Annotated in this window: 15 protein-coding genes; 8 read left to right on the top strand and 7 right to left on the bottom strand. The window is 74.0% G+C overall.

The annotated features are described in order from the left end of the window. Nucleotides 1-106 precede the first annotated feature (106 nt). A complete protein-coding gene (locus ACZ4V6_RS27615) occupies nt 107-2,533 on the top strand; it encodes a glycoside hydrolase family 2 protein (RefSeq protein ID WP_467832603.1) in 2,427 nt (808 codons plus the stop codon). Continuing rightward, nucleotides 2,530-3,558, top strand: coding sequence for a LacI family DNA-binding transcriptional regulator (locus tag ACZ4V6_RS27620; protein ID WP_467832606.1), 1,029 nt, complete (start codon nt 2,530-2,532; stop codon nt 3,556-3,558). The genes ACZ4V6_RS27615 and ACZ4V6_RS27620 overlap by 4 nt, the downstream gene beginning before the upstream one ends. A 243-nt stretch (nt 3,559-3,801) precedes the next feature. Here ACZ4V6_RS27620 and ACZ4V6_RS27625 read toward each other — a convergent pair whose 3' ends face one another. Together ACZ4V6_RS27625 and manA are read right to left on the bottom strand one after the other, a co-directional pair. Continuing rightward, the gene (locus ACZ4V6_RS27625) at nt 3,802-4,752 is read right to left on the bottom strand and encodes an ROK family protein (protein WP_467832609.1); all 951 of its coding nucleotides are present in this window, start codon (nt 4,750-4,752) and stop codon (nt 3,802-3,804) included. 66 nt (nt 4,753-4,818) lie between these two features. Then, a complete protein-coding gene (manA, locus tag ACZ4V6_RS27630) occupies nt 4,819-6,036 on the bottom strand; it encodes a mannose-6-phosphate isomerase, class I (protein WP_467832613.1) in 1,218 nt (405 codons plus the stop codon). Nucleotides 6,037-6,385: 349 nt separating this feature from the next. Between manA and ACZ4V6_RS27635 the strand changes: the two genes are divergently transcribed. Both ACZ4V6_RS27635 and ACZ4V6_RS27640 read left to right on the top strand, forming a co-directional pair. Further along, nucleotides 6,386-7,531 carry a cellulase family glycosylhydrolase gene (locus ACZ4V6_RS27635; RefSeq protein WP_467832617.1) on the top strand — a complete coding sequence of 382 codons (1,146 nt, stop codon included), beginning with the start codon at nt 6,386-6,388 and terminating at the stop codon, nt 7,529-7,531. A 229-nt stretch (nt 7,532-7,760) separates the two neighbouring features. Then, the gene (locus tag ACZ4V6_RS27640) at nt 7,761-9,542 is read left to right on the top strand and encodes an ATP-binding SpoIIE family protein phosphatase (protein ID WP_467832620.1); all 1,782 of its coding nucleotides are present in this window, start codon (nt 7,761-7,763) and stop codon (nt 9,540-9,542) included. Nucleotides 9,543-9,557: 15 nt separating this feature from the next. Here the strand turns inward: ACZ4V6_RS27640 and ACZ4V6_RS27645 are convergent, their stop codons facing one another. Next, a complete protein-coding gene (locus tag ACZ4V6_RS27645; protein ID WP_467832835.1) occupies nt 9,558-11,432 on the bottom strand; it encodes an ABC transporter ATP-binding protein in 1,875 nt (624 codons plus the stop codon). A gap of 271 nt (nt 11,433-11,703) precedes the next feature. Here ACZ4V6_RS27645 and ACZ4V6_RS27650 point away from each other — a divergent pair, with 271 nt between their 5' ends. The 3 genes from ACZ4V6_RS27650 to ACZ4V6_RS27660 all read left to right on the top strand — a co-directional run bounded on the left by ACZ4V6_RS27650 (nt 11,704) and on the right by ACZ4V6_RS27660 (nt 16,046). After that, nucleotides 11,704-12,783, top strand: a complete 1,080-nt coding sequence (locus ACZ4V6_RS27650; RefSeq protein ID WP_467832626.1) for a mechanosensitive ion channel family protein — start codon at nt 11,704-11,706, stop codon at nt 12,781-12,783. A 129-nt stretch (nt 12,784-12,912) separates the two neighbouring features. Next, nucleotides 12,913-15,132, top strand: coding sequence for an NADP-dependent isocitrate dehydrogenase (locus ACZ4V6_RS27655; protein WP_467832629.1), 2,220 nt, complete (start codon nt 12,913-12,915; stop codon nt 15,130-15,132). 116 nt (nt 15,133-15,248) lie between these two features. Beyond that, nucleotides 15,249-16,046 carry an N-formylglutamate amidohydrolase gene (locus ACZ4V6_RS27660; protein ID WP_467832632.1) on the top strand — a complete coding sequence of 266 codons (798 nt, stop codon included), beginning with the start codon at nt 15,249-15,251 and terminating at the stop codon, nt 16,044-16,046. A 21-nt stretch (nt 16,047-16,067) separates the two neighbouring features. Here the strand turns inward: ACZ4V6_RS27660 and ACZ4V6_RS27665 are convergent, their stop codons facing one another. The 4 genes from ACZ4V6_RS27665 to ACZ4V6_RS27680 form a co-directional block, all read right to left on the bottom strand. Continuing rightward, nucleotides 16,068-16,211: a hypothetical protein gene (locus ACZ4V6_RS27665; protein WP_467832635.1), complete on the bottom strand. Its 144-nt coding sequence runs from the start codon at nt 16,209-16,211 to the stop codon at nt 16,068-16,070. A gap of 97 nt (nt 16,212-16,308) precedes the next feature. After that, nucleotides 16,309-16,815: a hypothetical protein gene (locus ACZ4V6_RS27670; RefSeq protein WP_467832638.1), complete on the bottom strand. Its 507-nt coding sequence runs from the start codon at nt 16,813-16,815 to the stop codon at nt 16,309-16,311. Then, entirely contained in the window at nt 16,812-17,390 is a 579-nt protein-coding gene (locus ACZ4V6_RS27675) for an RNA polymerase sigma factor (protein WP_467832641.1), read from the bottom strand. Before ACZ4V6_RS27675 ends, ACZ4V6_RS27670 begins: the two co-directional genes overlap by 4 nt. A gap of 71 nt (nt 17,391-17,461) precedes the next feature. After that, on the bottom strand, nt 17,462-18,895 hold the full coding sequence (locus tag ACZ4V6_RS27680; protein ID WP_467832643.1) for a S8/S53 family peptidase: 1,434 nt from the start codon (nt 18,893-18,895) through the stop codon (nt 17,462-17,464). A gap of 187 nt (nt 18,896-19,082) precedes the next feature. On the opposite strand from ACZ4V6_RS27680, the gene ACZ4V6_RS27685 reads away from it, so the two are divergent. Then, the coding region (locus tag ACZ4V6_RS27685; protein ID WP_467832836.1) for a CHAT domain-containing protein at nt 19,083-21,406 on the top strand (2,324 nt) is incomplete at its 3' end.

Raw genomic sequence — 21,406 nt, forward strand, 5'->3', positions numbered from 1 at the left:
GGGACCAGCCACCGGCAAGAGGGAACTAGACCGGTTAACACATGGGACGTTAGGTTGTGGGCGTCATCCATGAAACCGGGACCCGTCCTGCCTTAAGGAGCCGCACATGAAGGAAGTCGTCCCGCTCACCGAGGGCTGGAGCCTGCGCCACGACGACGCCCTCCTGCCCGCCCAGGTCCCCGGCTGTGTCCACACCGATCTGCTCGCGGCCGGCCTGATCCCCGACCCCTTCCTCGGCACCAACGAACCCGAGGTGGCCTGGGTCGGCCGCCGCGCCTGGAGCTACGTCCGGGACCTCGACGCCCCCGCCACCGGCGAGGAGGAGCACGAGCGGACCGATCTGGTCTTCGACGGCCTGGACACGGCCGCGGTGGTCACCCTGGGCGGGCGGGAGGTGGGCCGCACCCGGAACATGCACCGGCGCCACCGCTTCGACGTCACGGGCCTGAGCGGTCCGCTGCGGGTGGACTTCGCCTCCGCCTACGACGAGGCCGAGGCGGTGCGCGCGCTGACGGGAGAGCGCCCGAACGTCTACCCCGAGCCGTTCCAGTACATCCGCAAGATGGCGTGCAGCTTCGGCTGGGACTGGGGCCCGACGCTGGTGACCGCCGGCATCTGGCGCCCGGTCCGGCTGGAACACTGGTCGACGGCCCGGCTGGCCGACGTGCGCCCCCTGGTCACGGTCGTCGACGGCACCGGACGGGTCGAGGTGCACGTCGAGGTCGAGCGCACCGGGCAGGGCGCGGACCGCCCGCTCGCCGTGCACGCCGACCTCGGCGACGACGTCCGGGCGCGGGCCACGGTGGACGGCAGGCGGGCCGTACTGACCCTGGACGTGCCCGACGTCTCCCTGTGGTGGCCGCGGGGCTACGGCGAACAGCCGCTGTACGACCTGCGGTTGCTGCTCGTCGAGGACGGGCCCGGGGAGCGGCGGCTGGACTCCTGGCGGCGGCGCATCGGTTTCCGGAGCGTGGAACTGGACCGCTCCGAGGACGAGCACGGCACCGGTTTCACCCTCGTCGTCAACGGCGTACGGGTCTTCGCCCGCGGGGTGAACTGGATCCCGGACGACGTCTTCCCCTCCCGGATCACCCCCGACCGCTACCGCACCCGGCTGCGGCAGGCGGCCGAGGCCGGCGTGGACCTGGTGCGGATCTGGGGCGGCGGGATCTACGAGGACGACGCCTTCTACGACGTCTGCGACGAACTGGGGCTGATGGTCTGGCAGGACTTCCTCTTCGCCTGCGCCGCCTACCCCGAGGAACAGCCGCTGCGGGGCGAGATCGAGGCCGAGGCGCGCGACAACGTTGTCCGCCTGATGCCGCACCCGAGCCTCGTGCTGTGGAACGGCAACAACGAGAACCTGTGGGGTTTCCGCGACTGGGAGTGGGAGCCGGAGCTGGCCGGCGACTCGTGGGGCGGCGGCTACTACCTGGACCTGCTGCCGCGCGTGGTCGCCGAACTCGACCCGACCCGGCCCTACACCGCGGGCAGCCCGTGGTCCGGTTCCTGGGACCACCACCCCAACGACCCGGCCCACGGCACCCACCACTCGTGGGAGGTCTGGAACCGCCGGGACTACGCCGAGTACCGCGACTCGGTGCCCCGCTTCGTCGCGGAGTTCGGCTGGCAGGCGCCGCCCGCCATGGCCACCCTGCGGCGTGCGCTGCCCGGTGAGCGGTTCGCCCCGGACTCCCCCGGCATGCTGCACCACCAGAAGGCGGAGGACGGCAACGGCAAACTCGACCGGGGCCTGGAACGCCACTTCGCGCCGCCCGAGGGCGACTTCGACCGCTGGCACTACCTCACGCAGGTCGTACAGGCCCGCGCGGTCGCCGCCGGCATCGAGCACTGGCGCTCGCACTGGCCGGTCTGCGCGGGCACCGTGGTCTGGCAGCTGAACGACTGCTGGCCGGTCAGCTCCTGGGCGGCGGTCGACGGCGACGGCCGGCCCAAGCCGCTCTACCACGAGCTGCGCCGGGTCTACGCCGACCGCCTCCTCACGCTCCAGCCGGACCCCGGGGGCCCGGTGCTCGCCGTCGTCAACCAGGGCGCCGAGCCCTGGCACGCACGTGTGGTCCTGCGCCGGATGCGGGCCGACGGCAGCGGGGTGGCGGAGCACGTGCTCGAGGTGACCGCGGCCGCGCGTTCGGTCCACCGGCAGCCCGTCCCCCGGGACCTGGCACCGGAGGAGAGCTCCGGGAAGGAGTTCCTCGTCGCCGACTGCGACACGCTGCGCGCGCTCCACTTCCCCGTCGTCGACAAGGCGTTCGCCTACCCGGTCCCGCGTTTCGACGTGGCGGTGGAGTCTTTGGCCGGGGCCGGAGCCGGTAGTGTCGAGGTCGTGGTAACCGCTCACACGCTGGTACGTGACCTCCTGCTGCAGGCGGACCGGCTCGGTCCGGACGCCGTCTGCGACACCGGTCTGCGCACCCTGCTCCCCGGGGAGCAGGCCCGCCTGCGGGTCACGGGGGCGACGCAGACGCGCGCCGACGCCGTGCGCACGGCACTGTTCTGTGTGGAACCGGCGTGAGCGCACCCTCCGAACGCGTCACCATCAAGGACGTCGCCGCGGCCGCCGGCGTGTCCAAGGGCGCCGTGTCGCTGGCGTTCAACCACAAACCGGGGGTCTCGGCGGCCACCCGGGAACGGATCTTCGCGGTGGCCCGGCAGCTCGGCTGGGCCCCGAACTCGTCGGCCCGCAGCCTGTCCCGCCAGTCCGTCGACACCGTCGGGCTGGCCATCTGCCGGCCCGCCCGGCTGCTGGGCCTGGAGCCCTTCTACATGGAGTTCGTCTCCGGCATCGAGAGCGTGCTGGCGGAGCGCGACTGCTCGTTGCTGCTGCGCCTGGTCGGCTCGCTGGAGGAGGAGGTCCGTCTCCAGGAGCGCTGGTGGCGGGAGCGCCAGGTGGGAGGCTCGATCCTGGTCGACTTCCACCAGGAGGATCCTCGCCTCGTCCCCCTGCGTGAGCTGGGCCTGCCCGCCGTCGCGGTCGGGCACCCCTCCCTCACGGGGGGCTTCCCCTCGGTGTGGACCGACGACGCCGCCGCCGTCGGCGAGGCGGTGCGCTACCTGGCGGCCCTGGGCCACCGGCGCATCGCACGCGTGGGCGGCCCGGGCGGGCTGGGGCACAGCGCCATCCGGACGGCCGCGTTCGAGCAGGCCCTGGGGGAACTCGGTCTCGAGGGAGGGCTGCACGTCGAGACGGGTTTCTCCGGCGAGGAGGGCGCACGCGCCACACGCTCCCTCCTGCTGTCCGGCGACCGGCCCACGGCGATCGTCTACGACAACGACATCATGGCGGTCGCCGGGCTGGGCGTCGCCGCCGAGATGGGCGTCTCGGTGCCGGACGACCTGTCCCTGCTGGCCTGGGACGACTCGCAGCTGTGCCGGCTGACCCATCCCACGCTGTCCGCGATGAGTCACGACGTGCACGGCTTCGGGGCGCAGGTCGCGCGGGTGCTGTTCGAGGTGATCGCCGGTCACGAGGTCGTCTCCCGGCCCGTGGCGACACCGTCGCTGGTGCCGAGGGCGTCCACGGCCTCCCCCCGGTCCTGATCCACCGATACGCCCGAGGGGCGCGGCACGGTGCCGCGCCCCTCGGGCGTTCTCCGGCTCCTCGATGACGCGCCGGTATGCGGGATCGCGCGGGAACACGCGTTCCGGAACGGGGGCGGGCCGGGCGGGAACCGCCCCTCTCCCTTTCGATGCGGAAAGGCATTCCACCCTCCTCCCCGCATGAGCGGGAAAGAAAGGAGGAGAACCGGTTAAGTTCCTCTCCGGTGAAATGTGGAGAGGTGGTCAGACCGTCGCGTGACCGATTTCCCGGACGCGCTGACGGGCCGCCGCCGCGGCGCCGATCAGACCGGCGTCCGCGGCGAGGGCCGCGGGCCGCACCTCCAGGCCGCCGACGAAGTCGAGGACGGCGAACGACCGCAGGTGGCGCCGCAGGGGGGCGAAGAGCGTGTCGCCCGCCCGGGCGACGCCGCCGCCGATGACGGCGACCTCGATCTCCAGCAGCGTCGCGGCGCCGGCGATGGCGGCGGCCAGCGCCCGGGCCGAGCGGTCGTAGGCGGCCAGGGCGCGTTCGTCGCCCGCGCGCGCGGAGGCGGCGACGGAGGCGGCCGTCGGCGGCGATCCGGGGTCGGGCGTCCAGCCCGCCTCCAGGGCGTGACGGGCGATGGCGGTGCCGCTGGCGTAGCCCTCCAGGCACCCCCGCGCGCCGCAGACGCACGGCGCGCCGTCGAGGGCGACGGAGACGTGACCGATGTGCCCGGCGTTCCCCGAGGGCCCCGGCCGCAGCCGGCCGTCCAGGACGAAGCCGCCCCCGACGCCGGTGGAGACCACCATGCACAGCGCGTTGGCCGCTCCGCGGGCGGCGCCGAGCCAGTGCTCGGCGGCGGCCATGGCCACGGCGTCCCCGAGCAGTACGGGTGCGGCGCCGTCCGGGAGCATCGGATGGGCGCGCACGCTCTCGGTCAGGGGGAAGGCCCGCCAGGCGGGGATGTTCACGGGGCTCACGGTGCCGGCCGCGGTGTCGACGGGGCCCGCGCTGGCGATGCCGAAACCGCGCACGGCGCCCCAGGCGGGAGCGGCGGCCAGGGCGTCGATCACGGAGTCGACCGCGCGCGCCAGGCGCTGGGCGGACTCCCGTGCCGGGGTGGGGAGTTCGGTGCGGTGGACGACGGTTCCCCCCTCGTCGACCAGCGCACCCGCGATCTTGGTTCCTCCGATGTCCAGGGCGGCGTACACCGATGCAGTCCTCTCTGCGGCCCGGGAGGCCGACAACGTTGTCACAAGACGAGTGGGCGGGAATTCCTAGGAGCGGGTGCCGCGGCCGTCGGCTCCCTGGCCGGTGGCCGCCACGAACAGCGTGCCCGCGCCGTCCACCAGGACGTCCTCGTCCGAGGCGGGCAGGAAGCAGGAGGCGCCGGAGTCGAGCCGCAGCTCCTCCCCCCGGTCCGTGCGCAAGCGGAGGGACCCGTGCGCGCAGAAGGCGATGCGGGGTCCGGACGACGGGACGAGGGGGCCGCCGGGGCCGGTGAGCTCGCTCCGGTAGAGGGCGAACTCCTCGACCGGGCAGTCGTAGAGCCGGGTCCGCCCCGGCCCCGCGACGCCCTTCGGCCGCACCTCGGGCACCCGCACCGAGGGGTCCGTGATCCGCAGCAGCTCGGGGACGTCGACCTCCTTGGCGGTCAGCCCCGCACGCAGCACGTTGTCCGAGTTGGCGAGCAGTTCCACACCGACCCCGCGCACGTAGGCGTGCAGGCCGCCGGCCGGCATGAACAGGGCCTCGCCCGGCTCCAGGACCCGGTGGTCGAGGAGCAGGGAGGCGACGAGGCCGAGGTCTCCGGGACGGTGCCGGGACATGCGCACCACCGCGTCGTACGCCGCGCGGTGCGGACCGGGCCGCAGCGCCCGGCTCCGGCTCGCCTCGACGACCTCGGAGACGAACGGCTCGCGGTCGTGCCGCGGCCACTCCAGCAGGGCGCGCAGCGCCTCGGTCAGCGCCTCGTCGCCGACGCCGTCGCGCAGCAGCGCGGTGACCGGCCGCAGCCGGTCGAGAGCGAGGTCGCCGAGGACGCGGGCGGCCTGCGCGTGGTCACGGAAACCGGCCAGCACCTCGAAGCGGCTGAGCGCGCAGAGCAGTTCGGGCTTGGGCCAGTCGTCCGCGTAGGGGCCGTGACCGCCGCCGGCCCGCTGGGCGGCGAAGCCCGCGCGCGCCTGCTCGCGGTCGGGGTGCACCTGGATGGACAGGGGCTGCTCGGCGGCGAGCACCTTCAGCAGGAACGGAAGCCTGCCGCCGAACCGGCGGGCACAGGCGGCTCCGAGCTCCCGCTCGGGGTCGTCGGCCACCGCGTCCCGCAGCGTCGTGGAGCACCCGTCGCGCGTCAGGCCCGCGGGACCGGACGCGTGGGCACCCATCCACAGTTCCGCCTCCGGACCGGCCGAGGGCAGGTCCCGCCCTTGCAGTCGGGCGAGGGCCTCGCGGGAGCCCCAGGCGTACGGCTTGATGATCGGTCGAAGTAGGTCCACGGTCGTACGTTAACGGCGTGCGACCGGTTATCGACAATCGGCGATCCTCTGTTATTAAACCGGTATAGTAGCGCGGTCCCGCAAGGCGGGCATCCCTCTTCTCCGCGGCATCGGATGTGAGCAGCGGGTTTAGCGGTTCAGGTCACGGCCGGACGGAATGACCCTGAATCAAGCATTGACATGGACGTAACACCGGGTGCGTCATAGGGGCCACGAGCGGCCCGTCGTCCGGTGCCGGAGATCCCCCGCCCCGCGAAACGGCCCATCAGGCGTGCCCCACACGACGACATCGTTGTCGGCGGTGCCGCGCCGCTCGTGTCCTCAGCCCCGCCCGACCCCGAGGAGAGACATGCACAAGCCACCGGGAAGCACCCTGACCACCACCGCGGGGATGGCGCTCGCCGCCGTCCTCGGCCTGCTGTTCTCGGTCGTGGGCCCGGCCGGCGGAGCCGCCGCCGCGCCCGCCGGCCTGCACGTCCGCGACGGACGCCTCGTCGAGGCGAACGGGAACGCGTTCGTGATGCGCGGGGTCAACCACGCCCACGCCTGGTATCCGGACCGCACCGCCTCCATCGCCGACATCGCGCGCAAGGGCGCCAACACCGTGCGCGTCGTGCTCAGCAACGGCGACCGGTGGACCCGGACGAGCACGGCGGAGGTCTCCGCCCTCATCGGCCGGTGCAAGGCCGGCAAGGTCATCTGCGTCCTGGAGGTGCACGACACCACCGGCTACGGCGAGGACGGCGCCGCCACCACCCTGGACCGGGCGGCCGACTACTGGATCAGCGTGAAGAGCGCACTGGAGAACCAGGAGGACTACGTCGTCGTCAACATCGGCAACGAGCCGTTCGGCAACAGCGGTTACACGGCCTGGACCGGCGCCACCAAGGCGGCGATCGGCAAGCTCCGCAAGGCCGGCATCCACCACGCCCTCATGGTCGACGCCCCCAACTGGGGCCAGGACTGGTCGCACACGATGCGGGACGGCGCCCCCTCCGTCTTCGCCTCCGACCCCGACCGCAACACCGTCTTCTCGATCCACATGTACGGGGTCTACGACACCGCCGCCGAGGTGCGGGACTACCTGCGCGCCTTCGTCGACAGGGGCCTGCCCGTCGTCGTCGGCGAGTTCGGCGACCGGCACGGCGACGGCGACCCGGACGAGGACGCCGTCATGGCCACCGCGCGGTCCCTGGGGGTGGGCTACCTCGGCTGGTCCTGGAGCGGCAACGGCGGTGGCGTCGAGTACCTCGACATGGTCGCCGGCTTCGACGCGAACTCCCTGACCGGCTGGGGCCACCGCGTCTTCTACGGAGCCGACGGCATCTCCTCCACCTCCCGGACCGCCACCGTCTACGGGCGCGCCACGGGCGGCACCGCCCCGAACGGCTACCCGTACTGCGTGCACGGCGCCGCCTCCGACCCCGACGGCGACGGCTGGGGCTGGGAGGACCAGCGGTCCTGCGTCGTCCGCGGCGGCGCCGCGGACCGCTGACGGCCGCCGCACGCCTCGCCCGGACCTTCGCGGGTCATCCTCCCCGCCCACCGGCGGGGAGGACGACCGCGGTGGAGAACGATCCGGCTTTCGGTGCCCCGGCCCGGCGCGGCGCCCGGAGGTGTGCCGGGTCCTCCGCGCCGGGCAGAGGCTTTTCCCGCCCGGACAGGCGCGGTGGGCGGCGGGAGGGGCAGAATCGGTTCCAGGAGGCCGTGGGAGGAGGCGACGCGTGCGGGAAAGACAGTGGCCGCGTGGAGCGCGACGGCCTCCGAGCCCCTTCGCCCACGGGCACCGCACGCTGCGGGCCGCGCTGCGGCCGGTCACCGAGGTGCTGGGCGCGCGCCGCCGGCTGGCCTGGCTGAACGAGGCCGGGATGCGCATCGGGACCACGCTCGACCTGCAGCGCACGGCGGAGGAGTTCTCCGGCTTCACGGTGCCCGAACTGGCGGACGGGTGTGCGGTGGACCTGCTGGACTCGGTGCTGCGGTTCGAGGAGGGCGACCGGGCGGGCGGTTTGGGGGCCCCCGGGCTGAGGGCCGTGGCGGTCTCCGAGATCCCCGGGCTGGACCTCGCCCCGGACCCGGTCGGCGAGGTCTCCCACACCGCCCACCGGTTGGTGCGGATGTGCCTGGACACCAGGAAACCGGTCCTGGTCCCCCGGCTGGAACGGTCCGACTTCACCGCCGTCGCCCCCACCCCGGAGGCCGCCGACCTCATGCGCCGCGCGGGTGTCCACTCCTACCTGGCGGTTCCGCTGATCGCCCGCGGGGTGCTGCTGGGGCTCGCCGACTTCGTCCGGGCGGGCAGCCGGGCCCCGTTCACGCGCGCCGACGCGGTCCTCGCCGTGGAGCTGGCGTCCAAGGCCGCCGTGTGCATCGACAACGCCCGGCTCTACGGGCGCGAGCGCGAGCACGTGGTCACGCTGCAACGGGCCCTGCTGCCCAGGACCAGCCCGGCCACACCCGGACTGGACGTGTCCTCGTGCTACACGCCGGCCGGTGATCCGGCCGGCGTGGGCGGCGACTGGTTCGACGTCGTGGCGCTGCCCAGCGGCCGTACCGCGCTGATGGTCGGCGACGTGATGGGGCGCGGGCTGGCCGCCGCGGCCACCATGGGCCGGCTGCGTACGGTGGCCCGCACCCTGATGGCGCTGGACATCGCGCCCGAGCGGCTGCTGGCCCGGCTGGACCTGGCCTCCCGCGACCTGGAGGAGGACCAGGTCGCCACCTGCCTGTGCGCGGTCTACGACCCGTGCGCCGGCGCCTTCCGCATCGCCAGCGCCGGTCACCCGCCGCCCCTGCTGACCGGGCCGGACGGCACGACCTCGTTCCTGGACGTGCCCGTCGGGGCGCCGCTGGGGGCCGGGGTGATCCCGTACGACCCGGTCGACTGCCCCGTCGTGCCCGGGCGGGGGCGGCTGACGCTGTACACGGACGGGCTGATCAGGTCGCGCACCGCCGGTCTGGACACACAGCTGGAGCGGTTGCGCCAGGCGGTCGGCGGCACCGTGCCCGGGGACGGCACCGTGTGCCGGGCGGTCACCGAGCGCGTCGGCGGGGACCGGACCGACGACGCGATCGTGCTCGTGGCCGCCACCCGGCCGCTCGGCCCCGAGGGCGACGCGTACGCGTGTGCGCTGCCGCCGGACGGCACGGCCGCGGGGCAGGCCCGCGCCGCGGTTCGTGAACAGCTGGAGAAGTGGGGTCTCCAGGATCTGGTCGACACGACGGAGCTGGTGGTCAGCGAGCTGGTCGGCAACGCCCTGCGCTACGGGAACGCCCCCGGTGAGCTGCGGCTGCTGCGGCACGAGCGCTTGGCGGTGGAGGTGTCCGACTCCGGGCCCGACCTGCCGCAGATCCAGCACGCCGACGTGAGCGACGAGAGCGGGCGCGGGCTCCAGCTGATCAACATGCTGTGCCGGCGGTGGGGTTCGTGCCGCACCGCCGACGGGAAGGTCGTCTGGGCCGAGCAGGACCTGCCGGCGCGGACCGGGGCGCCCGGGCCGGCGTAGTCCGGGCGCCCCGCGTCACGCCGCCTCCTCGACCGCGGGCCGGGCGAACCGGGTGCGGTGCAGCTCCGCGTACCGCCCGTCCGTGGCGAGGAGTTCGTCGTGGGTGCCGCGTTCCACGATGCGGCCCGCCTCGACGACCAGGATCTGGTCGGCCGCCCGGACCGTGGACAGCCGGTGGGCGATGACGATGGCCGTCCTGCCCTCCAGGGCCTCGCCGAGCGCTTCCTGGACGGCCGCCTCGGAGGTGTTGTCGAGGTGCGCGGTGGCCTCGTCGAGGATGACGACGCGCTGGCGGGCCAGCAGCAGCCGGGCGATGGTCATGCGCTGGCGCTCGCCGCCGGAGAGGCGGTAGCCGCGCTCGCCGACCACGGTGTCGAGGCCGTCGGGCAGGGACCGTACGAGGTCGTCGAGGCGGGCGCGGCGCAGCGCGTCCCACAGGTCGGCGTCGGTGGCGTCGGGACGGGCCAGCAGCAGGTTGGCGCGGACGGTGTCGTGGAAGAGGTGGCCGTCCTGGGTGACCATGCCGAGGGTGTCGCGCAGGGACTCGGCGGTGAGGTCGCGGACGTCGACGCCGCCGATCCGCACGGCGCCGGAGTCGACGTCGTACAGGCGCGGCAGCAGCTGGGCGATGGTCGACTTGCCGGCGCCGGAGGAGCCGACGAGCGCGACGGTCTGGCCCGGTTCGGCGCGGAAGGAGAGTCCGTGCAGGACCTCGTCGCCGCCGCGGGTGTCCAGGGAGGCGACCTCCTCGAGGGAGGCGAGGGAGACCTTGTCGGCGGACGGGTAGCCGAAGCGGACGTCGTCGAACTCGACGGCGACGGGGCCGTCGGGGACGGGGCGGGCGTCGGGCTTCTCGGCGATGAGCGGGGCCAGGTCCAGCACCTCGAAGACCCGCTCGAAGCTGACGAGGGCGCTCATCACCTCGACGCGGGCCCCGGCGAGCGCGGTGAGCGGCGCGTACAGGCGGGTCAGCAGGAGCGCCAGGGCGACGACGGCGCCCGGGTCCAGGGTGCCGCGCAGGGCGAAGTAGCCGCCGAGGCCGTAGACGACGGCCAGGGCGAGGGCGGAGACCAGGGTGAGCGCGGTGATGAAGGCGGCCTGGGCGGTGGCGGTGCGCACGCCGATGTCCGCGACGCGGCGGGCGCGGGCGGCGAACTCCGCCGACTCCTCCTCCGGGCGGCCGAACAGCTTGACGAGTGTGGCGCCGGGCGCCGAGAAGCGCTCGGTCATCCGGGTGCCCATGGCGGCGTTCAGGGTGGCCGCCTCGCGCTGCATGCGGGCCATGCGGCGGCCCATGCGCCGCGCGGGGACCACGAACACCGGCAGCAGCACCAGCGCGATCAGGGTGATCTGCCAGGACAGGGTGAGCATGACGGCGAGGGTCAGCAGCAGGGTGACCAGGTTGCTGACCACACCGGACAGGGTGTTGCTGAAGGCGCGCTGGGCGCCGATGACGTCGTTGTTGAGGCGGGAGACGAGCGCTCCCGTACGCGTCCGCGTGAAGAACGCGACCGGCATGCGCTGCACATGGTCGAACACGGCCGTGCGCAGGTCGAGGATGAGTCCCTCGCCGAGCGTCGCCGACAGCCTGCGGGAGAGGATGCCGAGCGCCGCCTCCGCGACGGCGATCAGCGCGATCAGCAGGGCCAGGCGGACGACCGTGCCCTCGTCGCCGCCGGTCACGATGGCGTCGACGACCTTCCCGGCCAGCACGGGGGTGGCGACGGCGAGGAGGGCGGTCGCCACTCCGAGCAGCACGAACCAGGTGATGCGGCGGCGGTGCGGGCGGGCGAAGGCGCCGATGCGGCGCAGGGTGGCGCGGGCGAGGGGGCGGCGTTCCTGCTCGGCGTTCATCACGCTGTGCAGCTGGGTCCAGGCGGTGGTCTCCATGCTCATGAGGGGGACGGTACGACCTCGAGCTTCCTTGAGGTCAAGGGCCGCGCCCCCGGCCGGCCGGGGCGGTGGCCGGACTCCCCCGCCGGTACGAACTGCCGTGCCGGATGCGGCAGGATGAGCCCCCGCGCCGGTCGGACCCCCTTGCGGTCCTCGCGGACCGGTGCGGTCGCGACATCAAGGAATCGAGCAGGTGACAGGTGACGAGTAAGCACATCCGCCCGTCGGCGAGCGGCTTCGCCGCGGCCGTTCCCCCCGGAGGTGACCGATGACCGAGGACCTCACCGTGGACCACCTGGTGCCCGCCGGCATCGCGCTGGCCGCCGGGCTGCTGGGGGCGTTCCTGTTGCGCATGCTGCTGCGCTGGCTGGGACGGCACGCGGAGCGCACCCGCTGGAGCGGCGACGACGTGATCGTGGACGCGCTGCGCACGGTGGTGCCGTGGGCGGCGGTCACGGGCGGCGCGGCCGGCGCGGCGGCGGCGCTGCCGCTGACCCGGACGGTGCAGCACAACGTCAACCAGGTGCTGACCGTCCTGCTGATCTTCGTGGTGACGGTGTCGGCGGCCCGCGTGATCGCCGGACTGGTCCGGACGGTGACGGCGTCCCGTTCCGGGGTGGCCGGGTCGGCGACGATCTTCGTCAACATCACCCGGGTCCTGGTGCTGGCGATCGGCTTCCTGGTGGTGCTGCAGACGCTGGGCATCTCCATCGCCCCGATGCTCACCGCCCTGGGCGTGGGCGGTCTGGCGGTTGCCCTGGCGCTGCAGGACACGCTCGCCAACCTCTTCGCGGGCATCCACATCCTCGCCTCCAAGACCGTGCAGCCGGGCGACTACATCAGGCTCAGCAGCGGCGAGGAGGGCTACGTCGAGGACATCAACTGGCGGCAGACCACCGTCCGCGCCCTCTCCAACAACCTGGTCGTGATCCCCAACGGGCAGCTCGCGAAGACGAACATGACCAACTTCATGCGCCCCGAGCAGAAGCTGACCATCCTGGTGCAGGCGGGCGTCGCCTACGACAGTGATCTGGAGCATGTGGAACGGGTCACGATCGAGGTCGTCGCCGAGGTGATGACGGAGATCACCGGGGCGGTGCCGGAGCACGAGCCCGCGGTGCGCTTCCACACCTTCGGCGACTCGCGGATCGGCTTCACCGTGATCCTCGGCGTCGGCGAGTTCAGCGACCAGTACCGGATCAAGCACGAGTTCATCAAGCGCCTGCACAGGCGCTACCGCGAGGAGGGCATCCGCATTCCGGCGCCCGCCCGGACGGTCGCGCTCCAGCAGGGGACCGTGGTGATCCCGCAGCAGCGGGCGGGCGAGGACACCGTGCCGTCCGCCTGACCGGTCACCCGCTCGGCCGGGGCCGCGCGGCCGGATGGCCGGAATCTCCGCGCGACCCCTGTCGAGCCGGGGTCGATCACGAGATATCTTGATGTCGAGCAATGTTGCAGACGTGGAGCGGAGCACCCGGTGACTGACTCGACCATCATCTACACACACACTGACGAGGCCCCGGCCCTGGCGACCTACTCGTTCCTGCCGGTGATCCGGGCGTACGCCTCGCAGGCGGGTGTCTCCGTGGAGACCCGGGACATCTCGCTGGCCGGCCGGATCATCGCGCTGTTCCCGGAGTACCTCACCGAGGACCAGCGCATCCCGGACGCCCTCGCCGAGCTCGGCGAGCTGGCCAAGACGCCCGCCGCCAACATCATCAAGCTGCCGAACATCTCGGCGTCCATCCCCCAGCTCAAGGCCGCGATCGCCGAGCTGCAGGGCCAGGGCTACGCGCTGCCGGACTACCCGGACGACCCGAAGAGCGACGAGGAGCGCGACATCCGCGCCCGCTACGACAAGGTCAAGGGCTCCGCGGTCAACCCGGTCCTGCGCGAGGGCAACTCCGACCGCCGCGCCCCGGCCTCGGTGAAGAACTACGCCAAGTCCCACCCGCACCGCATGGGCGCCTGGACCCCCGAGTCGAAGACGAACGTCGCGACCATGGGCGAGAACGACTTCCGCTCCACCGAGAAGTCCGTGGTGATCGCCGAGGACGGCACGCTGCGGATCGAGCTGGTCGGCGACGACGGCACCACCACGGTGCTGCGCGAGTCGGTGCCGGTGAAGAAGGACGAGGTCGTCGACGCCTCGGTGATGCGCGTCGCCGCGCTGCGCGAGTTCCTGACCGCTCAGGTCGCCCGCGCCAAGTCCGAGGGCGTCCTGTACTCGGTGCACCTGAAGGCCACGATGATGAAGGTCTCCGACCCGATCATCTTCGGTCACGTGGTGCGCGCCTTCTTCCCGAAGACGTTCGCGCGGTACGGCGAGACGCTCGCCAAGGCCGGTCTCACCCCGAACGACGGTCTGGGCGGCATCTACAAGGGTCTGGAGTCCCTGCCCGAGGGCGCCGAGATCAAGGCATCCTTCGACGCCGAGCTCGCCGAGGGCCCGGAGCTGGCGATGGTCGACTCCGACAAGGGCATCACCAACCTGCACGTGCCCTCGGACGTCATCATCGACGCCTCGATGCCGGCCATGATCCGCACCTCCGGCCACATGTGGGGCGCGGACGGCCAGGAGCACGACGCCCTCGCCGTCATCCCGGACTCCTCCTACGCCGGCGTGTACCAGGCCGTCATCGAGGACTGCCGCGCCAACGGCGCCTACGACCCGTCGACGATGGGCTCGGTGCCGAACGTCGGCCTCATGGCGCAGAAGGCCGAGGAGTACGGCAGCCACGACAAGACCTTCGAGATCCCCGCCACGGGCACGGTCCGCCTGGTCGACCAGAACGGCGACGCCGTCCTGGAGCAGACGGTCTCCGCCGGCGACATCTTCCGCGCCTGCCAGACCAAGGACGCCCCGATCCGCGACTGGGTCAAGCTGGCCGTCACCCGCGCCCGCGCCACCGGCGACCCGGCCGTCTTCTGGCTGGACGAGGGCCGCGCCCACGACGCCAACCTGATCGCCAAGGTCGAGCGGTACCTGTCGGAGCACGACACCGAGGGCCTGGACATCAGGATCCTGTCCCCCGTCGAGGCGACCAAGCTGTCGGTGGAGCGCATCCGCCGCGGTGAGAACACCATCTCCGTCACCGGCAACGTGCTGCGCGACTACCTGACCGACCTGTTCCCGATCCTGGAGCTGGGCACCAGCGCCAAGATGCTGTCGGTCGTCCCGCTGATGGCGGGCGGCGGCCTGTTCGAGACCGGCGCCGGCGGCTCCGCGCCGAAGCACGTCCAGCAGCTGGTCAAGGAGAACTACCTGCGCTGGGACTCCCTGGGCGAGTTCTTCGCCCTGGTGCCGTCCCTGGAGCAGTACGCGGCGGCCACCGGCAACGGCAGCGCCAAGGTCCTCGCCGACACCCTCGACCGCGCCACGGCGACCTTCCTCGACGAGGACAAGTCCCCGACCCGTCGCGTCGGCGGCATCGACAACCGCGGCAGCCACTTCTACCTGTCCCTGTACTGGGCGCAGGAGCTGGCGAAGCAGACCGACGACGCGGACCTGGCCAAGGCCTTCGCCCCGCTCGCCGAGACGCTCGCCGCCAACGAGCAGAAGATCGTGGACGAGCTGAACTCCGTCCAGGGCAAGCCGGCCGACATCGGCGGCTACTACCAGCCCGACCCGGCCAAGGCCGCCGCGGTCATGCGCCCGTCGGCCACCTGGAACGAGGCGCTGGCGTCCCTCGCCTGATCCTCACCGGCCCCCAGGGCTCCCGGGCACCCCGTCTCCGTCCGCCGGAGACGGGGTGCCCGTCTCTGCGCCGGCGCCTGACGCGCGTCCCCCCGACCACACCTCCGGAGCATCCCATGACCGACGCCCCGCAGTCCTTCGAGCTGCTGCCCGGCGCCCCGCACTCCCCCGTGATCCTGCACGTGCCGCACTCCTCGCGGGAGATACCGGCCGGCGTCCGCCCCGGCATCGTCCTCGACGACGCGGCGCTGGAACGGGAGCTCGACCACATCACCGACTCGCACACGGCCGAGATCGCCGAGGCGGCGGCCGGACTGGCCGGCGTCACGCCCTGGCGGTTCGTGAACCGGGCGTCGCGGCTGGTGGTCGACCCCGAGCGGTTCCCCGACGAGCGGGAGGAGATGACGGCCGTCGGAATGGGCGCCGTGTACACGCGGACCACGCACCGCGAGGTGCTGCGGGCCGACGGCACCGATCCGGAGCCGCTGCTCGAACGGTACTTCCGGCCGTACGCGCGGGCGATGACCGAGGCGGTCGCCGCCAGGCTCGCCGCCACGGGGCGGGCCGTGATCATCGACGTGCACTCCTACCCGGCCGAGCCGCTGCCCTACGAGCTGCACGGCGAGGGCCCGCGCCCGCCGGTCTGCCTGGGCACCGACGGCTTCCACACGCCGCCCGAGCTGCTCGCCGCCGCCCGTGAGGCCTTCGCGCCGTGCGGGGAGACCGGGCTCGACAGCCCGTTCAGCGGGACGTACGTGCCCCTGGAGTTCTACGGGAAGCGGGGCGAGGTCGGCGCGCTGATGGTGGAGATCCGCCGGGACACCTACATGGCCGAGCCGGGCGGTCCGGCCGGGCCCGGCCTGTCCCGCCTCGCGAAGTCGCTGGCGGCGCTGGTCGACGCCGTGTCGGGCTGACCGGCCGGCGTCCGCCGGCGGTCAGGCGCGCAGCCACTCCGTGACGACCACCGCGCCGCCGGTCCGCAGCCGCAGGGCGAACGGGCCGGTGGGCGGGGCGTCGCCGGTGAAGCGGCCCATGTCGTCGGCCGTCAGCCGCGCACGGGCCAGCGGGCCGCCGAGCACCTCGATCCGGGCCGGACCCGGCCTGTCCCGCCTCGCGAAATCGCTGGCGGCGCTGGTCGACGCCGTGTCGGGCTGACCGGCCGGCGTCCACCGACGGTCAGGCGCGCAGCCACTCCGTGACGACCACCGCGCCGCCGGTCCGCAGCCGCAGGGCGAACGGGCCGGTGGGCGGGGCGTCGCCGGTGAAGCGGCCCATGTCGTCGGCCGTCAGCCGCGCACGGGCCAGCGGGCCGCCGAGCACCTCGATCCGGACCGGACCCGGTGGAAGCACCTGCCCGAACAGTCCGTCGGAGGTCACCTCCACGTCGACGATCACGTCGTCCGCGCGGAAGGTCAGCATCCGCGGCGGGTCCGGCTCCCCCCGCACCGGGATGGCGTCGGTCAGCGAGTCGAAGGTCAGCTCGGCGACGCGCGCCTCCAGGTCGTGCAGCGCGTAGGCGTCGACGGCGATCCGCCGCAGCCCGGCCGGTACCGGGTCGAGGATCGCGGCGGCCTGCCGCAGTTCCTCCTCCAGCAGCCCGGTCTCCCACTCCCCGCCGGCGGACGCCGCGTCGGGCGGTCCGTCCTCGGCGTCGTCGTCGTAACCGTCGTACACGTCGCTCATGTCGTCGTCCCCCGTGCCTCGAGCCGGGCCCGCAGCCGGCGCAGACAGCGCTGCCGCATCGGCCCGATGCTGCCCACCGCGATTTCCAGCGCGGCGGACACCTCCTGGTAACTGGGTGGTGGCGAGGAGATCAGCACCCTGAGCAACTGCCGGCAGCGCTCGCCCAGTTGCTCGAACTCCTGCCACAGCTGCCGCACGCGTTCGGTCTGCGCGGCGGCCTCCTCGGAGTCGAGCACCGACTCCTCCGGCGTGCGGTCCTCGCTCGGCCGGTCGAGCAGCTGCGGGTCGTCGGTCGGCGTCCAGCGCCTCGACGCCTTGAGCAGCTTCAGGCACTCGTGGCGTGCCGTGCTCGCCAGCCACGAGCCGGTCTTCTCCGGTTCGCGGATCCGCCCCAGGTTCTGGGCGAACCTGAACCAGGCGGTCTGGTACACCTCGTGCGCGTCGGCGTCGGACAGGCCGTGTGCCCGCACGACCGACCACACCAGCGGCCCCAGTCCGTCCACCAGTGACTTCCAGGCCGCCGCGTCCCCGTCGGCGGCCGACCTGACGAGCGCCCCGACATCTGCACGGTCCACGGCCCCACCCCTCGTGTACGACACGTCATCGTACGCCGCACAGGGGGCGCCTCCGCCCGGCACGGCGCCGCTCACGTCCCCGTGGCCGGCGGTCCGACGGGGACCGGACGCCAGGTGGGCGGCAGCAGCGCCGGTACGTGCGCTCCGCGCACCTCGGCGAACTCGGTGTTGGCCGCGAGCAGTTGTCTGCGGGCGGCACGGGGGTCGGTCTCCTTGTGCTCCGTCATGCGGGAGGCGACCAGGCCCGCGACCACAGGGGTCGCGAAGGAAGTGCCGCTCCACTGCGCGTACCCCTCGAACATCACCTGGTCCGGCTTGGCGGGCGCCTCGCCCGGCTCGCTGAGCACGCCGTTGTGCCGGGGGTACCGGCAGGTGCAGTCGTAGCCGAAGCCGAACCGGCAGGCGTCGTAGGTGGAGTGCTGGTAGACGTACGGCACGGGCGCCCGGAAGCCGGTCAGGGCGCTGGTGAGGCGCTCGCCGGGGGCGTAGGCCTTGACCCAGCCGCCGTGGTTGCTGAAGCAGGCGCCGAACTCGCCGTCGGCGCGCAGCGCGCCGACCGACAGGACGGCGTGCTCCCAGCCGGGCAGGTCGGCGTAGGCGGCGGGCCAGAAGGGGGTGGCGCTGGCGTTGTTGCCGGCGGCGGCGACCAGCAGCGTGCGCTGTTCGCGCAGTTCCTCCATGAAGGCGTGGAGGCCGAGCAGGCCGTCGGTGCGGCCGTTGGAGGTGCCGGCGGAGAGGCTGAGGATGTCGGGCCAGCCGCCCCGGTCGACGGCCTCGAAGAGCTTCTCGCCGAACTCGGACTCCAGGATGGCGCCGGCGTCGTTGAGGGTGCCCCGTACGGTCACGTCGGTGTTGGGGGCGACGGCGGCGAGGAGGCCGGCGATGAAGGTGCCGTGGCCGACGTACTGCTGGAGGACGCCGTCGTCGTCGCACTCCCTCGCCTGGGTGTCGCCGTCGGTGTGGACCAGCGGCGGGTAGGAGCGGTAGTCGTGCATGAGGCCGGTGTCGACGACGAGGACGCCGACGGCGGTGCCCGCGTCGTACTCCGTGGCGGCCGGCGCCGGGTTCGGCGGCTGGCCGGCCGGGACGGGCACGGGTTCGTCGCCGGGGCAGGCGTTGACCGCGATGGACACGACGTGGTTGCGGCTGATCAGGCGGCGGCCCGCGCGGCCCTCCACCGTTCTCAGGGAGCGCAGGGCGTGCGCGACGGCCGGGTCGCCGCCGCGGTCGCCCTCACCGGGGTCGCCGACCCGGATGCGGGTGATGCCGGTGCGGTTGGTCTCGGGGCCCGCCCGGCGGACGTGGTCCGGGGCCAGACCGGCGGACGCGGTGAAGTGCTCGCGCACGGTGTCCTCGACCAGGCGGGCCTCCTCGCCGTCGCGGGCGAGGACGACGCCCTTCTCGTAGAAGAACTCGGCGGAGTCGTCCGGGCCCATCGCCAGCGGGACGCCGGGCATCGAGCGCTGGATCTGGTCGAACTGCTCGCGGAAACGCTGTGGTGCCATGCGGGTCCTCCACTGAGGCGGCTGTCGTGGCGACGGTCACCGGCGGTCGTGCGCGGTCGGCGGCGGTCGACAATCAGAGTCGGGTGGCGGTCGATTGATACAGACTCGAACCTGTGGGACGTGGTTGCGGACCACTACCATCCGTGGGGTGACAGCGGGAAACGACTCGGTTCTCGAACTGCTGCCGATGGTGTTCGCCGCCCCCAACGAGGCCGTGGAGCGGGCGGGAGAGCTGCTCGGCGCCGATCCGTCGCCGCTGCACGCCTCCGTCGCCCACCAGGTGATCGGCATCTGGCAGCGGGACTTCGGCGACATGCGGCGGGCACTGGCCCATCTGCGGCGCGCCCGCGACCTCGCGGCCCGGGCGGACTCGGCCGAGCGGGAGGCGGACGTGCTGGCCACGCTCGGGGTCGCCCTCGTGCACGCCGGGCGCACGCGGGACGGTCTGGCGGCGTTCGAGCGGGGCGTGGCCCGCGGCACCGGGCACACCAGGGCGCGGGTGCTGTACCGGCGGGCGTACGTGTGGTGGGTGCTGGGCCGGCACGGCGAGGCGCTGGAGGACGTGCGCCGGGCGGTCCCGGTGCTGCGGCAGGCGGACGACGTGATCTGGACGGCGCGGGCGCTGACGCTGCGGGCGACCGTGCACCTGGCGCTGGGCGCGGTGGAGCGGGCGGAGGCGGACTTCACGGCGGCGGAGGCGCTGTGGGACACGACAGGGCAGGAGCACGACAAGGCCGACGCGGTGGAGAGCCGGGGGCTCGCGGCGTTCCGGTCCGGTGACGTGCCGGCGGCGCTGCGGCTGCTGGACGAGGCGGAGGAGCGGTACGCGAAGCTGGGCACGCCGACGTTCATGCTGACCATCCGGCGCTGCGAGGTGCTGCTGGCGGCGGGGCTCGCACCGGAGGCGCTGGCGGAGGCGGACGCGGCGATCGCCGCGCTGGACGGCATCGGCGGGCAGTCCACGCGCAAGGCGGAGCTGTTGCTGGTGGCCGCGCGGGCGGCCCGGCTGGCGGGCGACGCGCAGACCGCGATCGCGCGCGCGGCCGTCGCGGTACGGCTGTTCGCCGCGCAGCGGCGCACCTGGTACGAGACGCACGCCCGGCTGGTGCTGATCGAGGCGCGGGTCGCGACGGGACGCCCCTCGGGCCGGCTGGTCGCGGACGCGGCGGCGGTGGCGGAGCGGCTGGCCGCGTTCGGGGCGCCGGCCGCGCCGGAGGCGTCGCTGCTGGCGGGCCGGATCGCACTGGACCTGGGCTGGACGGCCGACGCGGAACGGCATCTGGCCGTCGCCGCGCGCAGCCGCCGCGGCGGGCCGCCGCTGGCGCGGATGACGGGCTGGGCGGCGCAGGCGCTGCGGGCCCGGGCGGCGGGGTCGACGCGGGGTGTGCTCGAGGCGTGCCGGCGGGGGCTGGACGTCCTGGACGACCACCGGATGACGCTGGGCGCCTCGGAGCTGCGCGCCCGGGCCACCGCGCAGGGCGCGGAGCTGGCGGCGACGGCGCAGCGGGCGAGCCTGGTCTCGGGCGGTCCGCGGCGGCTGCTGGTGTGGAGCGAGCGGTGGCGGGCGACCGTGCTGACGGCTCCGCCCGCCCGGCCGCCGGCCGACCCGGCGCTGCTGAGCGGCATGACGGCGTTCCGGGAGATCGCCGCCCGCGCGGAGGAGGCCCGGCTGGACGGCGGCCGGCCCGTTGCCGCGCTGGAGCGCGAACAGCGGCGCCTGGAGCGGGAGATCCGCTCCCGCACCCTGCACATGCGGGGCGAGGTGTCCGGGGACGGCGACCGGTTCGACGTGGACCGGCTGCTGCGGCGGCTCGGTGAGGGCGTGCGGCTGGTGGAACTGGCGGTGGTCGACGGGCGGGTGCACGTGCTGCTGTGCGGGCAGGGACGGGTGCGGCGGTTCGAGGCGGGACTGCTGGCCGAGGCGGAGCGGGAGGCCGAGCACGTCCAGGCGGGGCTGCGGCGGCTGGCCCATCCGGGCGCGGAGGCGCGGCTGCCGGTGGTGGAGGCCGCGGGAGCGCGGCTGCAGGAGCTGCTGCTCGGTCCGGCGGCGGCGCACCTGGGCACCGGCCCGGTGGTGGTCGTCCCGCCGGGGCGGCTGCACCGGGTGCCGTGGGCGCTCCTGCCCGCGCTGCGGGAGCGGGTGCTGAGCGTGTCGCCGTCGGCTAGCAGCTGGCTGCGCGCCCGCGAGACGACGCCCCCGCCCGGCGGCCGGCGGGTCCTGGTCCGCGGTCCGGGGCTGGCGACCGGCGGGGCCGAGGTGACGGAACTCGCCGGCCGGTCCGTGGGTCCGGCACCCGGCGGCCGGTACGAGGGGCCGGGTGTTCCCGGGGACGGCGGGCGGCCGGGGGCACGGGTCGTCCGCGACGGGCCCGCGGTCGCGGCGGCGGACACGGAACTCGCCGGCCGGTCCGTGGGACCGGCACCCGGCGGCCGGTACGAGGGGCCGGGTGTTCCCGGGGACGGCGGGCGGCCGGGGGCACGGGTCGTCCGCGACGGGCCCGCGGTCGCGGC

This window comes from Streptomyces sp. NPDC029152 (genome assembly GCF_055564355.1).